Source organism: Amycolatopsis balhimycina FH 1894, assembly GCF_000384295.1.
Lineage (GTDB): Bacteria > Actinomycetota > Actinomycetes > Mycobacteriales > Pseudonocardiaceae > Amycolatopsis > Amycolatopsis balhimycina.
In genome coordinates, this window is sequence record NZ_KB913037.1 from 4,575,069 (window position 1) to 4,597,878 (window position 22,810).

Annotated in this window: 22 protein-coding genes; 7 read left to right on the forward strand and 15 right to left on the reverse strand. The window is 70.4% G+C overall.

Features of this window, described 5'->3' with window-relative positions; all coding sequences use genetic code 11:
- The first annotated feature begins 4 nt into the window (after positions 1-4).
- The gene (locus tag A3CE_RS0120215) at positions 5-1,066 is read left to right on the forward strand and encodes a hypothetical protein (RefSeq protein WP_020641928.1); all 1,062 of its coding nucleotides are present in this window, start codon (positions 5-7) and stop codon (positions 1,064-1,066) included.
- Positions 1,059-1,529 (forward strand): YbaB/EbfC family nucleoid-associated protein, encoded by a 471-nt coding sequence (locus A3CE_RS0120220; RefSeq protein ID WP_020641929.1) that lies wholly within the window; start codon positions 1,059-1,061, stop codon positions 1,527-1,529. Before A3CE_RS0120215 ends, A3CE_RS0120220 begins: the two co-directional genes overlap by 8 nt.
- Before the next feature lie 4 nt (positions 1,530-1,533).
- Here the strand turns inward: A3CE_RS0120220 and A3CE_RS0120225 are convergent, their stop codons facing one another.
- Together A3CE_RS0120225 and A3CE_RS0120230 are read right to left on the reverse strand one after the other, a co-directional pair.
- Positions 1,534-3,255: an Hsp70 family protein gene (locus A3CE_RS0120225; RefSeq protein WP_020641930.1), complete on the reverse strand. Its 1,722-nt coding sequence runs from the start codon at positions 3,253-3,255 to the stop codon at positions 1,534-1,536.
- Positions 3,256-3,358: 103 nt separating this feature from the next.
- Entirely contained in the window at positions 3,359-5,917 is a 2,559-nt protein-coding gene (locus tag A3CE_RS0120230) for an ATP-dependent Clp protease ATP-binding subunit (RefSeq protein ID WP_020641931.1), read from the reverse strand.
- A 358-nt stretch (positions 5,918-6,275) separates the two neighbouring features.
- Between A3CE_RS0120230 and A3CE_RS0120235 the strand changes: the two genes are divergently transcribed.
- Positions 6,276-7,100, forward strand: coding sequence for a (2Fe-2S)-binding protein (locus tag A3CE_RS0120235; protein ID WP_020641932.1), 825 nt, complete (start codon positions 6,276-6,278; stop codon positions 7,098-7,100).
- A 499-nt stretch (positions 7,101-7,599) separates the two neighbouring features.
- On the opposite strand, the gene A3CE_RS0120240 is transcribed toward A3CE_RS0120235, so the two are convergent.
- Positions 7,600-8,169, reverse strand: coding sequence for a TIGR03086 family metal-binding protein (locus tag A3CE_RS0120240; RefSeq protein WP_020641933.1), 570 nt, complete (start codon positions 8,167-8,169; stop codon positions 7,600-7,602).
- A gap of 78 nt (positions 8,170-8,247) precedes the next feature.
- On the opposite strand from A3CE_RS0120240, the gene A3CE_RS0120245 reads away from it, so the two are divergent.
- Entirely contained in the window at positions 8,248-9,078 is an 831-nt protein-coding gene (locus tag A3CE_RS0120245; protein WP_020641934.1) for an AraC family transcriptional regulator, read from the forward strand.
- A 124-nt stretch (positions 9,079-9,202) separates the two neighbouring features.
- On the opposite strand, the gene A3CE_RS0120250 is transcribed toward A3CE_RS0120245, so the two are convergent.
- Both A3CE_RS0120250 and lysS read right to left on the reverse strand, forming a co-directional pair.
- Positions 9,203-9,553 carry a histone-like nucleoid-structuring protein Lsr2 gene (locus A3CE_RS0120250; protein WP_020641935.1) on the reverse strand — a complete coding sequence of 117 codons (351 nt, stop codon included), beginning with the start codon at positions 9,551-9,553 and terminating at the stop codon, positions 9,203-9,205.
- Positions 9,554-9,699: 146 nt separating this feature from the next.
- Positions 9,700-11,211, reverse strand: coding sequence for a lysine--tRNA ligase (gene lysS / locus A3CE_RS0120255; RefSeq protein ID WP_020641936.1), 1,512 nt, complete (start codon positions 11,209-11,211; stop codon positions 9,700-9,702).
- A 78-nt stretch (positions 11,212-11,289) separates the two neighbouring features.
- Between lysS and A3CE_RS0120260 the strand changes: the two genes are divergently transcribed.
- On the forward strand, positions 11,290-12,042 hold the full coding sequence (locus A3CE_RS0120260; RefSeq protein ID WP_020641937.1) for a class I SAM-dependent methyltransferase: 753 nt from the start codon (positions 11,290-11,292) through the stop codon (positions 12,040-12,042).
- Positions 12,043-12,107: 65 nt separating this feature from the next.
- Positions 12,108-12,536, forward strand: coding sequence for a DUF6640 family protein (locus tag A3CE_RS0120265; protein ID WP_020641938.1), 429 nt, complete (start codon positions 12,108-12,110; stop codon positions 12,534-12,536).
- A 71-nt stretch (positions 12,537-12,607) separates the two neighbouring features.
- On the opposite strand, the gene A3CE_RS0120270 is transcribed toward A3CE_RS0120265, so the two are convergent.
- From A3CE_RS0120270 to A3CE_RS0120300, 7 genes are all read right to left on the reverse strand, one after another.
- Positions 12,608-13,384, reverse strand: a complete 777-nt coding sequence (locus A3CE_RS0120270; protein ID WP_020641939.1) for a type III pantothenate kinase — start codon at positions 13,382-13,384, stop codon at positions 12,608-12,610.
- 5 nt (positions 13,385-13,389) lie between these two features.
- Positions 13,390-13,887, reverse strand: a complete 498-nt coding sequence (gene panD / locus A3CE_RS0120275; protein WP_020641940.1) for an aspartate 1-decarboxylase — start codon at positions 13,885-13,887, stop codon at positions 13,390-13,392.
- A 9-nt stretch (positions 13,888-13,896) separates the two neighbouring features.
- A complete protein-coding gene (panC, locus tag A3CE_RS0120280) occupies positions 13,897-14,802 on the reverse strand; it encodes a pantoate--beta-alanine ligase (RefSeq protein ID WP_020641941.1) in 906 nt (301 codons plus the stop codon).
- Positions 14,799-15,758, reverse strand: a complete 960-nt coding sequence (locus tag A3CE_RS0120285; RefSeq protein ID WP_376741620.1) for a Rossmann-like and DUF2520 domain-containing protein — start codon at positions 15,756-15,758, stop codon at positions 14,799-14,801. The genes panC and A3CE_RS0120285 overlap by 4 nt, the downstream gene beginning before the upstream one ends.
- 89 nt (positions 15,759-15,847) lie before the next feature.
- Entirely contained in the window at positions 15,848-16,951 is a 1,104-nt protein-coding gene (locus tag A3CE_RS0120290) for a PrsW family intramembrane metalloprotease (RefSeq protein WP_020641943.1), read from the reverse strand.
- 214 nt (positions 16,952-17,165) lie between these two features.
- The gene (locus A3CE_RS0120295; protein WP_020641944.1) at positions 17,166-19,496 is read right to left on the reverse strand and encodes a DUF6779 domain-containing protein; all 2,331 of its coding nucleotides are present in this window, start codon (positions 19,494-19,496) and stop codon (positions 17,166-17,168) included.
- A 69-nt stretch (positions 19,497-19,565) separates the two neighbouring features.
- The gene (locus A3CE_RS0120300; protein ID WP_020641945.1) at positions 19,566-20,027 is read right to left on the reverse strand and encodes a DUF3180 domain-containing protein; all 462 of its coding nucleotides are present in this window, start codon (positions 20,025-20,027) and stop codon (positions 19,566-19,568) included.
- A 119-nt stretch (positions 20,028-20,146) separates the two neighbouring features.
- Here A3CE_RS0120300 and A3CE_RS0120305 point away from each other — a divergent pair, with 119 nt between their 5' ends.
- Positions 20,147-21,082: a helix-turn-helix domain-containing protein gene (locus A3CE_RS0120305; RefSeq protein WP_020641946.1), complete on the forward strand. Its 936-nt coding sequence runs from the start codon at positions 20,147-20,149 to the stop codon at positions 21,080-21,082.
- Positions 21,083-21,148: 66 nt separating this feature from the next.
- Here the strand turns inward: A3CE_RS0120305 and folK are convergent, their stop codons facing one another.
- Genes folK through folP form a run of 3 tightly spaced genes read right to left on the reverse strand, consistent with a single transcriptional unit; the run spans position 21,149 to position 22,786 of the window.
- Positions 21,149-21,640: a 2-amino-4-hydroxy-6-hydroxymethyldihydropteridine diphosphokinase gene (folK, locus tag A3CE_RS0120310; RefSeq protein ID WP_020641947.1), complete on the reverse strand. Its 492-nt coding sequence runs from the start codon at positions 21,638-21,640 to the stop codon at positions 21,149-21,151.
- A complete protein-coding gene (folB, locus tag A3CE_RS0120315; RefSeq protein ID WP_020641948.1) occupies positions 21,637-21,996 on the reverse strand; it encodes a dihydroneopterin aldolase in 360 nt (119 codons plus the stop codon). The genes folK and folB overlap by 4 nt, the downstream gene beginning before the upstream one ends.
- Complete coding sequence (gene folP, locus A3CE_RS0120320) at positions 21,989-22,786, reverse strand: dihydropteroate synthase (protein WP_020641949.1); 798 nt, start codon at positions 22,784-22,786, stop codon at positions 21,989-21,991. The genes folB and folP overlap by 8 nt, the downstream gene beginning before the upstream one ends.
- Positions 22,787-22,810: the final 24 nt, after the last annotated feature.

The window sequence follows — 22,810 nt, forward strand, 5'->3', positions numbered from 1 at the left end:
CACCGTGGACGGCTACTTCGACACCGGCCTCGACGCCGAACCGATGTCCGGCGGGGACGACCGCCGCGCCGAACTCCTCGAAGGCGTCTCCGAAGATCTGAAGGACGGCGCGAACGACGCGCTGAACGCCATCGACGTGCTCCGGACGACCGACTTCCTGCTGTTCGGCTTCGACGATTCCAACGAGAACATCCGGAAGATGCAGGACGAGATCGCCGCGATCTACCGCGAGTTCTCCGACGCCGACATCGACCACGAGTCGGCCGGCGGGCTGCAGCACCTGATCATGAGCCACGACGCCGTCTGGAAGCAGCTGCAGCGCGACTCGAAGCCGAAGCTCGACGATGCCCGGCAGTTCCTCGGGGAGTGGCGCGGCTCGGCCGCGAACGCGGTCAAGGCGTACCTCAACGAACTCGCGGACGCCTTCACCAACGTGGAATCCAAGATCACCGTGCTGGAGAGCGACGTCGTCGCCGCCCGCGAGGCCATCGCGGCGGCCCGGCAGGACCTGAGCAACCTCGGCACGACGTTCCTGCAGACGGCGGAGGACTACAAGAAGGAACAGTCCCGCAAGCGCGAAGCGGCGATGTCGAAGGTACTGGCGGCGACGTTCGCCGGCGCGGTCGCCGGACTGCTCACCGTGGCCACCGCCGGGGCCGCCGCGCCGATCGGTGCCGCCACGTTCGGCGCCGCCGAGGGCGCGCTGATCGCCGGGAACGCGGCGGGCGGCGCGATCAGCGCGGTGGTGGCGAACCAGGCGGAGATCAAGGGCGACAACGCGTTCGACCTCTACCAGAGCTTCCTCGACAGCGCGGGCAAGATCCGCGCCGGCGCCGGCGAGGCGGCCACGACGCTGGCGAACCGCATCGGCGACGAAGCCGTGGACCTGCCGAAGATCCCCGACCCGCCGGACGTCAGCCCCGGCTCGAGCTTCGACCCGTCGAACTTCGAAACCGGCCACACCTCGCGGCAGACCGAGAAGAACGTCCGCGACGCGAACGTCGACATCGCCCCCGACGGCCAGGTTTCGCAGGACGACGGCCACCTGGAGCGGATGAATGGCTGACCGTCCGGCAAAACCGGACCGCGATGCCCTGCTGGCCGAGCTCGAAGCGCTGTCGGCGACGGCGACGTCCGCCGACGGCGCGGTTGCGCTGTCGGTCAACACCGACGGCGTGCTGACCCGGCTGCGGCTCACCGACGCCGTCTCGGGGATGTCGCCGTCCGAGATCGCGGACGCCGTCCTCCGGACTTACGTCGAGGCTCAGCGCGAGTCGGCGAAGCGGACCGGGCAGCTGCTGGCGCCGCTGGGCAGCGGCGGCTACCTGATGGACCGGCTGCGCTGGCGGGTGCAGTACGAGCCGGCGCCGGCCGATCCTCCCGCGGCCCCCGCGGCCCCGCACGCGGAGCAGGACGGCAAAGTGCTGAAGGACCGGTCTTCGGACGCCCCGGCCGCCGCGCCACCGTCCGGGCCGGCGGGCGACAACGACTGGTACGACAAGGGAATGCGGTTCCAGCCGGCCTGGTGAGGCGTCAGGCCGGCTTGAGTTCGCCGGTGAAGACGGCGACGAGGTCTTCGGTGCGGCGGGCATCATGCGAGACGTAGAGCCCGGCCGCCCGGCGGCCGTCCACGTCGAAGAGCACGATCCCGGCGACACTGCCGAGACCGGCGACGTACCGGCCGTGCAGCCCGCCGCCGTCCCAGGTCCCGCTCACGACGCCGTTGCCGCCTGGCTGCAGGTTCACGCTCGCCTCGATGTCGTCGATGGTCACGCCCTGGTAGTAGCTGACGTAGTCCTTTCGGCCGTCCTTGAATCCGCAGTTGACCGCCGCTTGGGCGTGCAGCAGCTTGCCCACGCCGTCGGCGGCCTGGCAGGCGGCGCGGTCCGGGACGGTGCCGGCCAGCGAGCGCAGGCAGGGGGTGAACCCGGCCCGGTCGCGCTGCGCTGTCGACATGCAGTCCACAGTGGACTGGGCGGCGGATTCGCCCTTGGTCGCGAGGACGACGACGGGCACCGCGATCGCGACGACGACTACGAGCACCGCGAGCCCGATGAGCCACAGCTTGGGCTTCTTGCGCTGCTCCGGTTTCGGCTGCGGCGTGTACTGCCGGGCCGGTTGCTGCTGCCAGGGTTGCGGCCGCGGCGGCGTCACGGGCGGGCGGACGGGCGCGAACGCGGGCACGGTGAGGTCGGTGGCGGTGCCCAGCGGCACGTGCTGGAGTCCGAACGCGACGGCCGTCTCGGGCTGGTCCTGTGTGGTGGGTGTGACGCCGAGCTGCCGTCCGAGCAGGGTGGCCAGCAGCGGCATCCGGCTCGGCCCGCCGACGAGGTAGACACCCCCGAGCTGCGCGGGGCTCAGCCCGGCGCGGCGGATCGTCGCGCCCAGCAGCTCGGCGCTGCGCAGCAGGCTGGGCCGCACGAGCGCTTCGAGCTCGTCCCGGGTGACGAGGACGTCCCCGAACGGCTCGGGCATCGGCACGTGGGTCTGCGCGTGCCGCGACAGGCTTTCCTTGGCGTCACGGACATCCTGCAGCAAGGCCCGGCGCGCGCGACGGTCGGCGATGGCCTGCGGCCGCAGAAGGCGTTGCCACTGCGCCGGATCGGCGTGCGACACTTCGCGGCCGATGTGCACGAGCAGCGTCTGGTCGATGTCGAGGCTGCCGAGGTCGGGCAGGCCGTCCTCGGCGAGCACGGCGAAACCCTGCTGCGTCACAGCGACGACAGCGCAGTCGAAGGTGCCGGCCCCGAGGTCGTAGACACCGACCGGGCCGCTGGTCCGGCTCCCGAGACTCGCATAGTGCGCGGCGGCGGCCACCGGCTCGGGAATCAGCCGGACATCGGCGAACCCGGCCTTCGCGGCAGCGGTCCGGAGCACCTCCTGCCGGTCGGCGCCCCAGCCGGCGGGGTGCGAGATCCGCGTCTGCGCGGGCGGCCGGCCCAGCTGCCGTTCGGCCTCCTCACCAACCCGCCGCAGCACGGCGGCGAAGGCGTCGGGTATCGCGACGGCGGTCTCGCCAAGCTGCAGAACGCCCTCGTCGATGCGCCGCTTGGGATTCGGCTCGAACCGGCTGGGATCGAGCCGAGCCCGCCGCTCGGCATCCTGCCCGACGACGAGCAAGCCGTCATCGTTGACGTAGACGGCGGAGGACATGGTGACGGACCCGTCGACCTCGATGGCGCGGGGCCCGCGCCCGAAGGCGGAGAGCACGCCGACCGTGCTGGAAGTCCCGAAGTCGATCGACAGCACGTCCAAAGCGGTTCCCTCCCCGAGCCCGCGGGCATCGTCTCATGCGCCCGACGCGAGAAGGGCGGCTCCCCTTCCGGGGAACCGCCCTCCTGTGAACTACGAACCGAGATCAGTCGTTCTCGGCTTCGCCGCCCTGCTCCTCGTGGCCCGCGCCGATGCTGACCGGCGGGGCGTCCGGGATCGACGACGGCCGGCGCTCACCGCGGAAGGTGAACTTGGCCTGGTCGTCCTTGTCCTCGGGGTTGCCGCTCCAGCCGTCGACGTCGACCAGGATGATCTGGCCGGGCTCGACCTCGCCGAAGAGGATCTTCTCCGACAGCTGGTCCTCGATCTCGCGCTGGATCGTCCGGCGCAGCGGCCGGGCGCCGAGCACGGGGTCGAAGCCGCGCTTGGCCAGCAGGGACTTGGCCTTCGCCGTCAGCTCCAGCTCCATGTCCTTGGCCTTGAGCTGCGTCTCGACCCGGCCGATCATCAGGTCGACCATCATGATGATCTGTTCCTTGGTCAACTGGTGGAACACGATGATGTCATCGATCCGGTTCAGGAACTCCGGGCGGAAATGCTTCTTCATTTCCTCGTTGACCTTTTGCTTCATCTTCTCGTACTTCGTGCTGGAGTCGTTGCCCCCGGCGAAGCCGAGCGAGACGGACTTCGAGATGTCCGACGTGCCCAGGTTGGACGTGAAGATGAGGACCGTGTTCTTGAAGTCGACCGTGCGGCCCTGACCGTCGGTCAGGCGGCCGTCCTCCAGCACCTGCAGGAGCGTGTTGTAGATCTCCTGGTGCGCCTTCTCGATCTCGTCGAAGAGGACCACCGAGAACGGCTTGCGACGCACCTTCTCCGTCAGCTGGCCGCCCTCTTCGTAGCCGACGTAGCCCGGAGGGGCACCGAAGAGCCGCGAAGCGGTGTAGCGGTCGTGGAACTCACCCATGTCGATCTGGATGAGCGCGTCGTCCTCGCCGAACAGGAACGAGGCCAGCGCCTTGGACAGCTCGGTCTTACCGACACCCGACGGGCCGGCGAAGATGAACGAGCCCGACGGGCGCTTCGGGTCCTTCAGACCGGCACGCGTACGGCGGATCGCCTGCGAGACGGCCTTGACCGCGTCCTCCTGGCCGATGATGCGCTTGTGGAGTTCGTCCTCCATGCGCAGCAGCCGGGTGGTCTCCTCCTCGGTCAGCTTGAAGACCGGGATGCCGGTCCAGTTGGCCAGCACCTCCGCGATCTGCTCGTCGTCGACCTCGGCGACGACGTCGAGGTCGCCGTCCTTCCACTGCTTCTCCCGCTCGCCCTTCTGGCCGAGGAGCGTCTTCTCCTCGTCACGCAGGCGGGCGGCCCGCTCGAAGTCCTGCGCGTCGATCGCGGACTCCTTGTCGCGGCGGACGTTCGCGATCTTCTCGTCGAACTCGCGCAGGTCCGGCGGCGCGGTCATCCGGCGGATGCGCATCCGCGCGCCGGCCTCGTCGATCAGGTCGATCGCCTTGTCCGGGAGGAACCGGTCGTTGATGTACCGGTCCGCCAGGGTCGCGGCGGCGACCAGCGCCGAGTCGGTGATCGAGACGCGGTGGTGCGCCTCGTACCGGTCACGCAGGCCCTTGAGGATCTCGATCGTGTGCTCCAGCGACGGCTCGCCGACCTGGATCGGCTGGAACCGGCGCTCGAGGGCGGCGTCCTTCTCGATGTACTTGCGGTACTCCTCGAGCGTGGTCGCGCCGATCGTCTGCAGCTCACCGCGGGCGAGCATCGGCTTCAGGATCGAAGCCGCGTCGATCGCGCCCTCGGCGGCACCCGCCCCGACCAGCGTGTGCAGCTCGTCGATGAACAGGATGATGTCGCCGCGGGTCTTGATCTCCTTGAGCACCTTCTTCAGGCGCTCTTCGAAGTCACCGCGGTAGCGGGAGCCGGCGACCAGGGAGCCCAGGTCCAGCGTGTAGAGCTGCTTGTCCTTGAGCGTCTCGGGCACCTCGCCCTTGACGATGCTCTGCGCGAGGCCCTCGACGACGGCGGTCTTGCCGACGCCCGGCTCGCCGATGAGCACCGGGTTGTTCTTGGTCCGGCGGGACAGCACCTGCATGACCCGCTCGATCTCCTTGCCGCGCCCGATGACCGGGTCGAGCTTGCCCTCGCGGGCGAGCACGGTCATGTTGCGGCCGAACTGGTCGAGGACCAGCGAAGACGACGGGGTGCCCTCACCGCGGCCGGAACCGGTTTCGGTGGACTCCTTGCCGCCCTGGTAGCCCGAGAGCAGCTGCAGCACCTGCTGGCGGACCCGGTTGAGGTCCGCTCCCAGCTTGACCAGGACCTGCGCGGCGACGCCTTCGCCCTCGCGGATCAGGCCGAGCAGGATGTGCTCGGTGCCGATGTAGTTGTGGCCGAGCTGCAGCGCTTCGCGCAGCGACAGCTCCAGCACCTTCTTGGCGCGCGGCGTGAACGGGATGTGCCCGCTCGGCGCCTGCTGGCCCTGGCCGATGATCTCTTCGACCTGCTGGCGCACGCCCTCCAGGGCGATGCCCAGCGACTCCAGCGCCTTGGCGGCGACACCCTCACCCTCGTGGATCAGACCCAGGAGGATGTGCTCGGTGCCGATGTAGTTGTGGTTGAGCATCCTGGCCTCTTCTTGAGCCAGGACGACCACCCGCCTCGCGCGGTCGGTGAACCTCTCAAACATGTGCACTCCCTCGACTGCTGCGCCGGCGGCCCGTATCCATCGTGCTTTCACCGCGATGGATTCAGCACCGTGAGACCACTCTAGTAGCCAAGTCGTCGCGCTGGCGTACCACTACGGCTCTCAGCGGTTGTTTCCGCACCCGGACGTGGCATCTCCCGGGTGCTCCCATCATCAGGTTGCCCTGCACCTTTACGTCAACCCCAACGTGCGAGTGGCCACGTGGATTCCGCCATCCGCGCCCTGTCCGCTCACCGCGAACAGTCCGCAAGCCGGGAGTACCACTCGATTGGCGCAGCCACGGTTTGCGTGTAAGGTTAGGCACGCCTAATCATCTACGGCGCTGTGAGGAGGGCCGCGGTTGAACCAGCAGCGGTCCTTCCGTGACGCACGCGAGGTCGGCGACGGCCTCGCGTCGTCGTTGCTGCGGGTGTCCGGCCTGCAGGACCGCACTGAGCTGCGGCAGGACGTCCCGGCGGGCTGGATCCGCTGCTCGGAGCTGCTGGAGACCCCAGCGTACTTCGACGAGTGGCGCGGCCTGCTGGGCGACTGGCTGCTGCGCGAGCACTCCTCGGCACCGGCCCGCACGACGGCGAGCTGGGTGATGACGTGGTACCTGCACGTCCCGGCGTACGTCGGCGCGCTGTTGCTGCACCACGAGCGCCGGGTGCCGTCACTGAAGCCGGCGGAGCTGGCGTTCCGCCTGGCCGACGACCGCCCCCACCCGGACGGGATGGCCGTCCTGGGTGACGCGTTCCACTGCCTGCCGACGGACCCGGGCTCGGCCCGCCCGGAGGCCACGGTGGTCCGCGACGAGCGTGCCCTGGCGGCGGTCCTGCGCGCCCGCTACCTGGCCCACGCGGCCCAGTTCGTCCGGGCGTACGCCCCGATCAGCAGGTTGGGCCGCCGAACCCTCTGGGCCGCGGCGACGGACGCGCTGGAGAACTCGCTGTGGTGGGCGGGCCGCCAGGGCGGAACCCCGGAAGCGGAGGGCGCGGGCGTCGCGGACGCGGCGTTGGTCCTTGACGCGCATTACCCGCCACTGACGTCGGCATCGGCGTTGCGCCTGGTAGACGGCCCGGACGGCCACCGAGAGTGGACACGGCGCCGCGAGAGCTGCTGCTTTTCGTACCTGCTCCCGGCGGCATCGGAGTGCGACGGCTGCCCCCGCACCTGCTCGCGGTAGCGAGTGCCCCCGGTTGGCCATCCGGCTCCACACCTGGGCCCCACCAGTCCCGGCAGCGTCGGTTGTCGCCGTGGTGTTCCGCGGTGGAAGCGGGGCGTCGCCGGGTGTCCTGAATGACTCATTCAGGGCGTGCGAGGTCCCCAATGACCCATTCGGGACCTTCGGAACCCGGCCGCATCCGGCTGTCAGCTGGATGCGGCAGCGTCGGGCGACTTTGCCGGCCCCCTTGCCGGAGTGCGTGATGGCCGCCGCGGCGATGCATTGAACGACCCTTTCACCTCGTCGGACGAGGTGAAAGGGTCGTTCAATGCGGTCTGGCGAGTCGCCGACTCCGCCGCTTCACCGCCGGCAGCCCGGGCGGGACCGTGGTTCCGAAGGTCGCGAATGGGTCATTCAAGACACCACGGCAACGGCAGCTGCCACGCACGCCGGTGAGCGGACAGGCACCCCAGGGGCTGGGCGCGACGTGGGCACCGTCCCAAAGGCCGGTGGACAACCATCACCGCGTCCACCCCGGATCACGCCCCGAAGCGCCCAGCGCCCGCTCCAGCGGCGACGCATCGGCAGCCACCTCGACAGCCGGCCCGTAGACGCCCATCGAACGCGCCCGCTCGCCCATGGCCACCGCCGAGTCGTACACCGCTGTCGCCGCCTCCGGCGGGCAGTGCAGCTCCTGTCCGCCGGCCCGTGCCAGGTCCCACCCGTGCAGGACGAACTCGCCCAGGACCATGTCGCCGACCACCGCGGCCGGCATTGAGGCGGTCCCCAGCGCCGTCGTGCCCGTCCATGCCGAAGACGTCCCGAAGACGTCCACGAGCGTCGACGTCTGCTTCTCCACCGCCGCGCGCCAGTCGTCGCCGACCAGTGCCGCCTCGGCTTCGGTGACGCCCGGTGACGGCGGTTCTTCGCGCCGTCCCGCGGCGATGAGCCACGGGCCCCAATACAGGAGGTGGTTCAGCAGCCCGCGGATGTCGTAGCCGGCGCACGGCGTGGGCAGCGTCAGGTCGTCCAGCGCGTTCGTGACCCGGAGGAATTCGGCCGCGGCGGGGCGCAGCAACTCGGCAGTCATGCCGGTGATCCAAGCCGCGTGACGACCACGACGTCTTGGACGAACGCGACAACTGAACGCGACAACTACTGTGGGCCCGTGGCGCACCGGATCCCGCGCGGCATCGTGGCCGAGGCCACCGCGCGCACGATGTTCACGCTGACGAGGCACCCGCCCGCGCCCGAACTGGCGGACTTCGTCGACTACCACTGGGTCCTGCGGTGGGACCTGCGCGGCAAACCACCCCACGAGCAGCGGGTGCTGCCGAACCTCGCGGTCAACGTGACCTTCTTCCTCGGCGCCTCCGGCGTCTACGGACCCGGCCGCGACGTCTTTTCGTACCGCCTCGAAGGCCGGGTCCAGGGCTTGGGCGTGCGTTTCCGGCCCGGCTGCTTCCGCGCGTTCCTCGGCCGGCCCGTGCGTGACATCGCCGACCGGGCTGTCCCGCTCACGGACGTTTTCGGGCCGGCGGCGCTCCAGGCCGCGGAATCGGTGTGCACGGCGGCGGGTGACGCGCAAATGGTCAGTTCGATCGACAACTTGCTGTCGGCAAATCCCGTGACGCTCTCCCCGGCCGCGCGGCAGGCCGCGGAGGCGGTGGAATCAATCGCACGGGATCCGGGAATTACCCGGGTGGCGCAACTGTGCGCGGATACTGGACTAACCACCCGGTCTGTACAGCGGTTGTTCGCCGAACACGTCGGCTGCCCGCCCAAGTGGGCGATCCGGATATACCGGCTCAACGACGCCGCGCAGCAGCTCGCCTCGGAAGGGCGAGCGGATTACGCCGGTCTGGCGGTTCGGCTGGGCTATAGCGACCAGTCGCACTTCATCCGCGATTTCCGGACGGTGACCGGTCAGTCGCCCGCCGAGTACGCCCGAACGGCCCGCACGGCACCCGAACGGGAACCGGACAGGGATCGGACATGAAGAAAGCCGCCGGGCGAATTCGCCCGGCGGCTACCGCTGGAAACCCCGCGTCGACGAGATTTTCCATGCCATCCCCGGCGGTTACCGCTGGTCAGCGACCTGCCGGGGCCGGCATGAACAATCTTCAGTTTTTCTTGTGGTAGGCCTCGACGACCTCGGACGGGATCCGGCCCCGGTCGGAGACCGCGTAACCGTTCTTGCGCGCCCAAGACCGAATGGCCTGGTTCTGCTCACGGTCCACAGCGGCCGGGCGGGCGGAACCCTTACCCGCGACCGGACGCACCGAAGCGCGCTTGCGGCCACCCGCACGACGCGCGTGCTCGACATACTGGGCGAGGGCGTCCCGCAGCTCCTCCGCGTTTTCCGAGGAGAGGTCGATCTGGTAGCTGACTCCGTCCAAACCGAACTCGACGGTCTCTTCCGCCTCACTGCCGTCGAGGTCGTCGACCAGCGAGACGAGCACCTTCTGTGCCATCCGATTCCTCCTGCGGGGCTTACTCAATGATCTGGTTACGGGGCGAGCCCCGGGACAGAAGACTTTGTCTAGAACATTAGTACCCGCTTCGGGAGGGCAGCGCAAATCTCATTGCCATAACCGGCGGCTATCCTCACACGGCCGGGTTATTCGGGACGCACCAGCGGGAAGAGGATCGTCTCCCGGATACCGAGACCGGTCAGCGCCATGAGCAGCCGGTCGATCCCCATTCCGACGCCACCGCTCGGCGGCATTCCGTACTCCAGGGCACGCAGGAAATCCTCGTCCAGCCGCATGGCTTCGCTATCGCCCTGCGCGGCCAGCAGGGACTGTTCGGTGAGCCGTTCCCGTTCGACGACCGGATCGACCAGCTCGGAGTATCCGGTGGCGAGTTCGAATCCGCGCACGTAGAGGTCCCACTTCTCGGCGACACCCGGCCGCGAGCGGTGCTGGCGGGTCAATGGCGACGTCTCCAGCGGAAAATCACGGACAAACGTCGGGGCGTGCAGATGATCTCCGACGAGGTGTTCCCACAGTTCCTCGACGAGCTTCCCGTGCCCGAGCTTCGGGTCCACTTCCAGGCCCCTGGCCTGCGCGAATCCGTGGAGTTTGGCGGCGGGCGTCTCCGGAGTCACCTCTTCGCCGAGGGAATCGGACAACGACTCGTACATTCCGAGTGTGGTCCATTCGCCGGACAGGTCGTACTCCGAACCGTCGGGCAGGGTGACGACCAACGAGTCCAGCACCGCCTCCGCGGCTTCCTGGATCAGCTGCCGCGTCATCACCGCATTCGTGTCGTACGTGGCGTAGGCCTCGTAGTACTCGAGCATCGCGAACTCCGGCGAGTGCGACGAGTCGCTGCCCTCGTTCCGGAAGTTGCGGTTGATCTCGAAGACCTTCTCGATGCCGCCGACGACGCAGCGCTTGAGGTAGAGCTCCGGCGCGATCCGCAGGAAGAGCTCCATGTCGAACGCGTTGGAACGCGTGACGAACGGGCGGGCCGCGGCGCCGCCGTGCAGCGTCTGCAGCATCGGCGTCTCGACCTCGGTGAACCCGCGGCGGTGGAACGACTCCCGCAGCGACCGGACGACGCCGGCGCGCGTGCGCACGACGTCCCGCGCGCGCGGGCGCATGATGAGGTCGACGTAGCGCTGGCGGATCCGCGTTTCCTCGGCCAGGTCCTTGAAGGCGTTCGGCAGCGGGCGCAGCGCCTTCGACGTGATGCGCCAGGCGTCGGCCATCACCGAAAGCTCGCCGCGCTTGGACGTGATGACCTCACCCTGCACGAACACGTGGTCGCCGAGGTCGACATCGGACTTCCACGCCGCCAGCGCGTCTTCGCCGACCTTCGCCAGGCTGATCATCGCCTGCAGCTCGGTGCCGTCGCCCTCGCGGAGGCTCGCGAAGCACAGTTTGCCCGTATTGCGCAGGAACATCACCCGGCCGGTGACGCCGACCTGCTCGCCGGTGGCGGTGTCGGCCGGCAACCCGGAATGCGCGGCGCGCACTTCGGCGAGCGAGTGCGTCCGGGGTACCTCGACCGGGTAAGGATCGATACCCTCCGCGAGGATCCGGTCGCGCTTCTCCCGACGCACCCGCATCTGCTCGGGCAGTTCGTCTTCGGCGGGCTCGCTGGTGGAAGCGGGGTTTTCGGTCATGGCCACTAGGGTACGAACCCGGCCGGACGCTACGCCAACCGGATTACCTTTACCTTTCCCTCCATTAGCCTGGGCGAGGTGAGTGATCCCACACGAGCCCAGCGCGCTTCTTCCTTCGGCAGCCGCGCGGCCGAGTACGCCGAGCACCGGCCCGACTACCCGCGGGAGGCGATCGAGTGGGGCCTTTCCGGGGCGAGCGGAACGCCGCGCCAGGTGCTCGATCTCGGCGCCGGAACCGGCAAACTCACCCTCGGCCTCGCCGAACTCGGGCTCGACGTCACCGCGGTCGAACCCGATCCGGAAATGCGCGCGGAACTCGAGCGGCTCGTGCCGTCGGCGACGTCACTGGCGGGGCAGGCGGAACGGATCCCGCTGCCCGGCACGTGCGTCGACGCGGTTTTCGCCGGCCAGGCGTTCCATTGGTTCGACGTGCCCGCGGCGATGACCGAGATCGCGCGCGTACTGAGGCCAGGCGGAGTACTGGTGCCGATGTGGAACTACGAAGACGAATCGGTGCCGTGGGTCGCCGAGTTCGGGAAACTCGGCCGGACCGGGGTGAGCCGTGCCTGGACCGACGGCAACCAGGAACCCGCCACTCATGCGGCGTTCGACCCCTTCGAAAGCCAGGCGTTTCACCATGTGCAACGGCGCACGGCGGAAAGCCTCGTGGAAACGATCGCCACGCATTCGCACATGATCGTCGCGGACCCGGCGAGCGCGGCCGCGGGCCTGGCGGAGATCCGGCAGTTCCTGGCCGCGAATCCGCACACGGCGTCCGGTGAGTTCGAGCTGCCGTTGCGCACCTGGGTGTTCCGCGCCCGGCGCCGCTGATTCCGCATTGACCTCGATCAAAGTCGAGGTTCCATACTGAGGTGGAGGCGACGAAAGGATCACTCATGCGGAGCAAATTCCTGCGCGGCCGCGGGCTGGGGCGGGCACTGATCTCCCTGACGTCACTCGTGACGGCGGTGGGCCCGTACCGCGCCGACTGGAACGAGACCCACGTGTTCAACCCGGCCTGGCCACCGCACGCGAAGTTCCACAACGGCCAGACGATGAGCCTCGGACTCGCACTGGGTGTCACGAGCCTGTGGCAGCTGTGGCGGGCCCCGGGTTCGGCGCGGGCGAGCCTCGACGCCGGGGCAGTGCTGGCGTCGCTGTACTGGCTGACGCAGATTTCTGCGCTGGCGTACCCGGGTTCGAAGGCAGTGGACCCGGACCGCGGGGAAGGGTTCCCGCAGGCGAAAGTGGCTTTCCCGGCGTTGGCGGTGACGGCGTTGGGGTACGTGCTGGAACGGCGCCGGCTGGCTGCCGCGGTGTCTTGAATGACTCATTCAGGTCTTCGGAGGTCTTGAATGAGTCATTCAAGACCTCCGGTGAGCCGCCGATCCGGGCCTCAAGACCGGATATTGCGTTCGTAGACCAGCCGCAGCCCAAGCAACGTCAGGTCCGGCACGTGGTCGGTGATCGTCTCCGACTCACTGATCACCAGCGGTGCCAGCCCACCCGTCGCGAGCACCGCCACCTGTTCCGTCCCGCCCGGTGAGAGCTCGCGGACGATCCGCCGGACCAGCCCGTCCACCTGGCCCGCGAAGCCGTAGAGAATCCCCGACTGCAGGCACTCCACCGTGTTCTTGCCGATCACCGACCGCGGCGGCACCAGCTCCACCTTCCGCAGCGCCGCCGCGCGCAACGCCAGCGCGTCCACCGAGATCTCGATCCCGGGCGCGAACGCCCCGCCCAGGAACTCGCCGCGGGCCGAGATCGCGTCCACGTTCGTCGACGTGCCGAAGTCGACGACCACGCACGCCGTGCTGTGCAGGTGGTGCGCGGCCAGCGTGTTCACCAGCCGGTCCGCGCCCACCTCCTTCGGGTTGTCCACGAGCAGGGCCACGCCCGTGCGCACGCCCGGCTCGACGACGATCTTCGGCACCTTCGCGTAGTACCGCGACAGCATCACGCGAAGCTCGCGCAGCACCGCCGGCACCGTGGACAACGCGCTGATGCCGCTCACCATGTCCGCCTGCGGGCCGAGCAGGCCGCGCACCGTCAACGCCAGCTCATCGGCCGTCATGCGCGCGTCCGTGCGCATCCGCCAGTCGCCGACCAGTGTCCGGCCGGACCACAGCCCCAGGACGATGTTCGTGTTGCCGACGTCGACGGTGAGCAGCAAGCGGGTCAGCTTTCCGCGTGCAGCAGCGCGTCGAGGCGGCGGGCGTCCGCTGTCTCGGCGACCGGGAAGACCGCCGTTTCGTCGTCGAGCGGCAGCGTCACCGTGCCGGACAGCAGCCCGGAGCCCTCCGGCGCGTGGCCGGGGTCGGTGTGCCGGTGAACGATCCGGTTGTCCGCGTCGACGAACACGACCCGCGGTTCGTACGTCGCGGCCTCGGCGTCGTCCATCTGGCCGTACGAAATGAGGATGACCAGGTCACCCGGGTGCACCAGGTGCGCCGCGGCACCGTTGATGCCGAGCACCCCGCTCCCGCGCTCACCCTTGATGACGTAGGTCTCCAGCCGCGCCCCGTTGGTGACGTCCACAATGGACACCTGTTCCCCCGGCAGCAGGTCCGCGGCCTCCATCAGGTCCTCGTCGACGGTCACCGAGCCGACGTAGTGCAGGTCGGCCTGGGTGACGGTGGCCCGGTGGATCTTCGACTTGAGCATCGTGCGGTACATCGTGGACTCCTATTCCCCTGCGTCCAGCCGCTCCGGATGTTCGACGGCAGCGCCGAGCAACACCGGAACGTTGTCGATCAGCCGGGTACTCCCCACCCGGGCCGCGATCAACAGTCGTGCTTCACCGTCGACGGGCGCGGGCCCGAGGTCGGTTCCCCTCAACTCCAGGTAATCCACCTCGACCGCGGGACGCGCGGCGAGGGTCTTCCACGCGGTCTCGAGGACCGCGTCCGCACCGTCCCGGCCGACGAACGCCCCCGCGGTGAGGGCGGCCGACAGGACGATGGCGTCTTCGCGCTGCTCAGGCGTCAGGTAGACGTTGCGGGACGACAGCGCCAGCCCGTCATGCTCCCGCACGGTCGGCACGCCGATGACGCGCGTGTCGATGTTCAGGTCCCGCACCATCCGCTTGATCAGCACCAGCTGCTGGTAGTCCTTTTCGCCGAAGAAGGCGTAGTCCGGACGGAGCAGGTTGAACAGCTTCGCCACGACGGTGAGCACCCCGGCGAAGTGGCCGGGCCGCACGGCGCCTTCGAGTTCGTCGCCGAGCGGTCCCGGGTGCACGGTCACCACGGCCCCTTCGGCGTAGAGCGCGTCCGCGCCGGGCGTGAACGCGATTTCGATGCCGTCCTCCCTCAGCACGGCGAGATCGGCGTCCAGGGGCCGCGGGTAGGCCTCGAAGTCCTCGCCCGCGCCGAACTGCAGCGGGTTCACGAAGATCGAGGTGGCCACGACGGCGTTCGGCAGCCGCTTGGCGCGGCGGATGAGTTCACGGTGGCCGGCGTGCAGCGCGCCCATGGTCGGCACGAGCGCCAGCTTGCGGCCGACGCCGTGCAACGCCCGGCTGACCTGGCTCACGTGCTCCGGCGAGGAGAACGTGTTCAGGGTGCCGCGGCTGAATTTCGGTGTGGTCACTGGTCTGGGTGCCCTTCGGCGGGATCGTCGAGGAGTTCGGTGAGGTCTTTGGCGGCCGCGGTGTCCAGCAGCCCGGCAGCCGTCGAACGCGCCACCGTGCGCTTGGCCAGCGCCCGGTAGGCCGGCGCCACGTCCGGCGCCCGGTCCGCCAGCACCGCGAGATGCTTGCGGACGGTGCCGAGATCGCCACGGGCGACCGGGCCGGTCAGCGCGCGATCGCCGTGCCGGAGAACATTATCCAACGCCGCCGAAAGCAGGGGTGCGACCAGGCGCTCCGGCTGCTCGATTCCCGCCTCCCGCAAGACTTCCGCGCAGTCGGCGACCAGCGTCATCAGGTGGTTCGCGCCGTGGGTCAACGCAGCGTGGTAGAGCGCTCGCGCGGAGTCGGGGATCCGCACCGGCTCCGCGCCCATCTCGACGGTGAGCGCTTCGCCGACGTGCCACGCCGCCTCGTCGTCCGCGGCCGCCGTGATGCCGATGCTGCAAGCCGCCAGCCGCTCGAGGTCCTCCTCGCGGCCGGTGAACGTCATCACGGGGTGCAGCGCGAGCGGCAGCGCCCCCGCCTCGGCCACCGGCGCCAGCACGTCGATGCCGTGCGCGCCGGAGGTGTGCACGACGATCTGCCCGGCCCGCACCGACCCGGTCGCGACGAGCCCGCGGACCATCCCGGCCAGCGCGTCGTCGGGGAGGGCGAGCAGCACCAGATCGGCCCGGCTCACGGTCTCGTCGGGCGGCAGGAGCGGCACGTCGGGGAGGAGACGTTCGGCACGGGCCAGCGACGCGCCGGACAGGCCCGACGCGGCGACCACCGTGTGCCCCGCCCGGGCCAGCGCGGCGCCGAGCACGCTGCCCACCCGGCCGGCGGAAACGACGCCGACCGCGAGGCGGGCGGGCCTCATCATGGCGTGCGCCTGTGGACGCTCATGGCTGGCAGACTCCCTCTGCTCTCGTTCCAGTCCCGCTCCGGGTACCGGACGACGGCGCGAGACTAACTCGATCGAGCGCGCCCCGTTGAGCCCGGGTGACCAGCTTCACCCGGACCGGGTCACCCGCGGGCGGCCTCGTCGGCGAGGCGCGTCGCCTCCGCGCGGGCGGCTTTCAACGTCCGCAGCAGCTCCTGCTGGCGCTGCCGGTCGGTGTCGCTGGTGAGCTGGTGCCGGTCGAGGAACGCGAGCTCCGTCACGCTGGCCTGGTAGATGGCGACGGCCCGCGCCGCCTGCTTGCCCGACTGCCGTTTCGCCTGGCGGCGCCAGGCACGGCGGCCCGGCAGGCTGGCCAGCAGCTCGACCTCCGACGGCGCGATCCAGCGCGCCGCCGCCATGTGCGGCAGAGCCGCGGCGATGATCCGCTGCTCCCGCTTCCGCTGCAGGATGACCAAGTACACGACGCCGAGGAACAGCGGCAGCATGATCAGGAAGTACACGGTGAGGAACTTCGACCCGCCGAGCAGCGCGGCGCTGTTCCACAGCGCGTGCAGGCAGACCGCGGCCAGGTAGCCGGCGAGCGGCGCGATGACCTTCAGCGCCTTGGTCGTCGTCCGCGCGGCGATGCCGATCCCGATGCCGGTGAGCACCGCGAACAGCGGGTGCGTGAACGGCGCGAGCACACCGCGCAGGAAGAACGCCGTGATGACGCCCTGGCTGTGCCCGTCGCCGAAGCCGTAGTCGGCGAACGCGCGGCCGAAGTAGTAGATGTTCTCGGTGAAGGCGAACCCCGCGGCACTGAACCCGGCGTAGACGACCCCGTCCACGACGCCGTCGAACTCGCTGGACCGGCGCCACAGGATGAGCACCACGAACAGCGCCTTCGCAGCCTCCTCGACGACCGGCGCGGACACCAGCGCGGCGAGCGTGTTGCCGTGGCCGGTGCCGAGCAGCTCGTCACCGACCGCTTCGGCGGTGGTGTTGATGAGCAGCGCGGTGATCGTCGCGATGCAGGCACCCCAGGCGAAGGCGAGCAGCAAGAACTTCGCCGGCTCCGGCTCCCAGCGGTCGACCCACAGGAACCCGGCCACCACCCCGGCGACCGGCACGAGCGCCGCCAGCACCCCGATCGTGACGGCGAGCGGGCCGACCCGCGCCGTGACCAGGCCGAACAGGAACAGGCCGCACAGGGCCACCACGATCAGCCCGAGCACCGGCAGCAGCACGGTGATCCGGCGAGGCCGCCGTCCGCGATCCAGTCCCGTCGCGGGCGAGAGGGTTCCGCTCACAGCCGGTCACCCTACGCAGACCGGACAGGGACCGGAACGCCACCTCGGTCTTCCGCGCGCCGCCCACGCCGGGCCGCTAGGCCGCCGGGCGCGCGCTCATGCGCCCCAATTGTGGCATTGGGGCGCTCGAGACTCGGCGTAGCGGTGCGAGTCAGTCCTCGGCGCGCCGGCGGCGACGCGGCGTGGAACCCGTGCCGCCGTTCGCTGCCAGCAGTTCGCTCACCGAACGGCCCGCGGCGTGCGAACCGCTGCCCGGAGCGGGCTCGGCCGCACGGCGGCCGTTGCGGGCGCCGTGCCCATTGCCGTTGCCGTTGCCGTTCTGCTCGACGTCCGCCGGGTCGACCGGGGCCATGCCGCGGCGCGACATGGACGCCCGTTCGGCGACCATGCCTTCCCAGGCCGGTGGCTCGCCGTCCGGGCGACGGCGGCGGCCGCCACCCGCCGGCTCCGGCGCGGGCACCGCGGGCATCTGCTGGGACTCGTCCGGCTTGCGGCGACGGCCACCGGACCCGCCCTGGAAGTTGCGGACCGACTCCGGCAGCGTCGGGTTCGCCATCATCGGCGCTTCGGCCGGGGCAACCTCCGCGGGCGCACGGTGCGAACCACTGTGCCGGGACGCCGGCTCCTCCAGGGCAGGCGACATGTCGGCCCGAGAGAACTGCTCCAGCCGCGAAGGACGCCGGCCGTCGGCGGCCGGGACCGGCGTGGTCGGCGGCACCACCGGGGGCAGGTCGGTGCGCGACGGCTGCCGCGGCGACGAGCCGTTGCTCGGCACCGGCGTCGTCGCCGGGACGGGCGGGAGGTTCGTGCGGGACGCCGCGGCGTCCCGCGGTATCGGCGGCTTGGCCGACATCGGCTGCTCCTGCGGCATGGGCGGCATGGGCCGGTTCGGCCGCTGCCGCTCGGCGAAGTCGTCGCGGTTCTGGAAGGCCGCGCTGAGGTCCCTCACCGGGCGGATGTCCGACCGCGACATCTCCGACGGCTTCGGCGGCGGCACGTTGGCCGCCGGACGGCCCGGCGCGGGCCGTGGCGGCTCGGGGGCCTTGCGGGGATCCGGGCGCATGCCGTTCGGCTGGCCGCCGACGCGCGGAATGTCCGGACGGGACATTTCGACGCGGGGGATGTCGGGCCGCGACATCTCGACCCGGGGAATGTCGGGCCGCGACATCTCCACACGCGGAATGTCCGGACGCGACATCTCCACACGCGGGATGTCGGGCCGCGACATCTCCACACGGGGGATATCCGGACGCGACATCTCCACACGCGGAATGTCCGAACGCGACATCTCCACACGCGGAATGTCCGAACGCGACATCTCCACACGCGGGATATCCGGACGCGACATCTCCACACGCGGGATATCCGGACGCGACATCTCCACACGCGGAATGTCCGAACGCGACACCTCCGCCGGCCGCATCGCCGGACGCGACAGCTCCGCGCGGCGCGCGGGCGGCGGCTCGGGACGGCGGATCTGCGTCTGGGGCTCCGGGCGCCGGATCTCGGTCTTCGGCTCCGGCGGGCGGCGGATCTCGGTCTTGGGGTCGGCGGGCCGCGGCACGTCGCGGCGCGTCGGCTCGGCAGCGGCTTCCGGACGTCGCTCCGGCTGCCCCGCGGCCACTTCGTCCGGCTTCGGCAGCCGCATGGGCTGCGACTCGGCCTGGCGACGGGCCGCCTCGGCGCGCAGCTCGGCGGCCTTCAGCTCGCGCTGCGCGGCGTTCAGCGCCGGGTCGACCGGCGGCACCGGCGGACGGCGTTCGCTCAGCGGCTTCGGCCGGGCGATCTGCTGGGTGCTCTGCGCGGAGACGTTCGCCGGGGCCTTCGGGGCCGGCTTGCCGCCGAAACCCTTGCCCTTGCCGAGGCCCTTGCCGTTCGAAGCCTTGCGGCGGCGCTCGTCGAGGACGCGGTCGATCAGTTCGGTCGGCCGCTCGCCGCCCTCGACCACCGGCTTCTTCCCGGACATCAGCTGGGCGGGCCTCTTCTTCGGCGCGCTGTCGGGGATCATGCGGTTCTCGTCGGACAGCTTGCGCATCCGGGTCGCCTGCGCAGTCAGCGCGACGCGCTCGAGCAGCACCTCGCCGCCGAACAGTGACTGGAGACTGTCGCGCAGGGCGGAAACTTCGGCGCGCAGCGCCTCCAGCTCCTCGCGTCCCTTGGAGTCGGCCACGCTGCTTTTCTCCGCCTCCATCTCCAGCTCGTACTCACGCCGGGCCGCGATCTCGCGTTCCAGCTCCAACTCGTACACAGCCTGCGCCTCGGCGACCGCGTCCTCGCTCTGTGCCGCGCTCTTGCGGTACTTCACGGCGAGGAACGCGCCGATCAGGGCGGCCCAGAGGGCCGCGACGATCCCGAGCCGGAGATAACGGAGATCGTCGCTGAGCACCAGTGCGAGGGTGGCTCCGATGGCGAGGACAAAGCCGACGACAAGCCACGGCCTGCCCAGTAGGCGGCCGCGCGAGTCGTCACCCACGCCGGTCATGACTGACACCGTACCTGCTCGTAATCCGAACGAGACCTACTTGGTCCAGCGAGCGGTGTGATTCCAGCGCTAACCGGTCGTCCCGCGGGTGCTCTCCCGGTCTTGGCCGCGCGGGGTCCGGCAGCAGTGTTCGAGCCACAAAGCCGCTGCTACCAGGGCTGCGGCGGACACCACGCCGACCACCGCGGCGCGGGTGTCGAGCACGGCCGCGACGAGTTCGTCACGTCGGGGAAAAAGGTAGGCGAGCGCGGCCAGCCAGGCGCCCGCCATGAACGTACCGGCGAGTGACGAAGCCTTGGCCAGGGCGACCGATCGGGCGACCCCGATCGCGGCAACGACGCGGCCGTTCTTGATCCGCGAGCGGATGGAGAACGCGAGGACGGCCTCGATCACGGCGAGGACGGCGAACGTGATCCCGGCGAGCAGCGGCAGCTGCGGCAGTGAGCCGTAGGCGACCAGGAAGAGCAGGTAGCCGAGGACCAGGCCGAGCAGCCCGGCCACCACCAGGTCTCGAGGCCGGGTGAAGTGCATGCCTCAACCGTACCGTGCAGTAACGTTGCGGGGCTCCGCCCCGGGCCGGGGGCTCCGCCACCCGGGCTTCCCAAAGTACGGTTGACTCTCCACCGACTGGAGAGTTCATCATGCGTCTTGTGGGCACCACCGCGACCTTCACCATCGGCGAGCTGTCCCGGCGGACCGGCCTGCCGGTCAAGACGATCCGCTTCTACTCGGACGAGGGCCTCCTGCCACCGACCGAGCGGACGGACGCCGGCTACCGGCTCTACGACGCGGCCGCGATGGCCCGCCTGGAACTGGTCCGCACGCTGCGGGAGCTGGGCCTCGGCCTCGCCGACGTCTCCGCCGCTTTGAGCCAGTCGGCGACCGTCGGCGAGCTGGCGGTCCGGCACGTCGAGGCGCTCGACGAGCAGATCCGGCGGCTGCGGCTGCGCCGGGCGGTGCTGCGCGCGGTGGCCAAGCGCAATTCCGAACTGGAGGAAGTGAACCTGATGAACCGTCTCGCGTCGATGTCCGACGAGGAGCGCAAGCGGCTGGTCGACGAGTTCTGGGACGAAATGGTCGCCGGGCTCGACATCGACCAGGAGTTCTACCGGCGGATGCGTTCGTGCAAGCCGGAGCTGCCCGACGACCCGTCGCCCGAGCAGCTCGAAGCCTGGATCGAGTTCGCCGAGCTGATCCAGGACCCGGACTTCCGGGCCCTGATCCGCGGCATGAGCGAAACCCAGGCGCAGCAGATCGAGGACGGCGAGTTCCAGCAGCCTGCGGAGGCCTGGCGGGAGAACTGGACAGCGTGGATCGCCCGCGCCCAGGAGGCCGTCGACGCCGGGGAAAACCCGACGTCACCGATGGGGCAAACGCTTGCGGCGGAGGTCGCGGCGGCCTGCGCGCGGCCGGACCAGGACGCGACGTCGGACTCGTACCGCCGTGAGCTCGCCGACCGCTTCGCTTCGGGCGGCGACGCTCGTTCCGAGCGCTACTGGCAGCTGCTGGCGGCCATCAACGGCTGGCCGCCGGTCCCGACGACCCAGCCCGCCGTCGGTTTCATGATCGCGGCCCTGCGCGGCTGAGGACCTGCCTGTCGCCGAGCTGGGACAGCAATTCGGCGATCGGCGAGCGACCAGGGGTTGACTTGGTCAGCTCAGCGTGAGCTCGGTACGGCGGACGGTGGCGATCTCGTCCGCCGGCCGCGCGGCGAGCAGCGCGGCGATCGAGCCGTGGCCCGGCAGCACCGCGTCCGGCTCGATCTCCGCCCACGGCACCAGCACGCTGGCGCGCTCCGGCGTCCCCGGGTGCGGCAGCAGCAGCTCCGGGTCTTCCGACATCACGCCGGCCACGGTGACCACGTCGACGTCCAGGGTGCGCGGGCCCCAGCGCAGCTCGCGGACCCGCCCGGCAGCCCGCTCGGCGGCCTGGCCGGTGCGCAGCCACGCCCAGTGGTCCCGGGCCGGATCGTCGACGACGCACACGGCGTTGAGGAAGTCCGGCTGGTCCTCGACGCCCCAGGCCTTGGTCTCGTACACGCTCGACACGGCGACCAGCGCGGGCCGCACGGCGTCCAGGGCCAGCTTCAGGAACCCGAGCCGGTCGCCCAGGTTCGAGCCCAGCGAAAGCACCGCACGGCTCACCGGTCCCGCCGCACTGTCACCGCGACGTCGTCGAAGGTCAGCGGGATCGGCGCCGACGGCTTGTGCACCGTCACCTCGACCGCGCTCAGGCGCTCGTCGCGCATGACCTCGTCGGCGACCTTGCCCGCGACGCTCTCGATGAGGTCGTACGGCTCGCCCGCGACGATCCCCGCCGCCAGCTCGGCCAGCTCGCCGTAGTGCAGGGTCTTGGTCAGGTCGTCCGACGCGGCGGCCGGCCCGAGGTCGAGCCACACCGTGACGTCGACGACGAACTCCTGGCCGTCCCGTTTCTCGTGCTCGAAGACACCGTGGCGGCCGAACACGCGCAGGCCGGTCAGCGTGATCCGGTCAGCCATCCGCCCTCCAAGCGGCGGCCACCGCGACCGCGTCCAGCGACGCCCCGACCTCGTGCACGCGCACACCCCAGGCACCGGCGGCGGCGGCCAGCGCGGAGATCGCGGCCGTGGCGTCCTCCCGGCCGTCCGGCGGCCGCGGCGTACCGTCCTTTTCGGACAGAAGGCGACCGAGGAACCTCTTGCGCGAAGCTCCGACGAGCACCGGGAAACCCAGCGAGAGCAACGAATCGAGCCCGCGCAGCAAAGCCCAGTCGTGCTCGGCGTTCTTCGCGAAGCCGAGCCCGGGGTCCAGCACGATCGCGCTCTCGGCCACGCCCGCCGCGATCGCTTCGTCCACCCTGGACAGCAGCTCGGCTCGGACGTCGGCCACCACGTCTCCGTACGTCGCGAGCGCCTGCATGTCCTTGCTGTGCCCGCGCCAGTGCATCAGCACCCACGGCACCCCGGCCTCGGCGGCGACCCGCGCCATGTCCGGATCGGCGAGTCCACCCGAGACGTCGTTGACGACGTGCGCCCCGGCTTCGAGCGCCGCGGCGGCGACGGCCGCGCGGGTGGTGTCGACCGACAGCGCGACCCCTTCGGCGGCGAGCGTCTTGATCACCGGCAGGATGCGCCGCATTTCCGTGCCGGCGTCCACCCGGGACGCCCCCGGCCGCGTCGACTCACCACCGACGTCGATCAGATCGGCCCCGCGCGCCCACATCGCGCGGGCGTGCTCCAGCGCCTGGTCGAGCCCGAGGTACCGGCCACCGTCCGAAAAGGAATCGGGCGTCACGTTCAGCACGCCCATGACAACGCACCGGCCGGGCGCGGG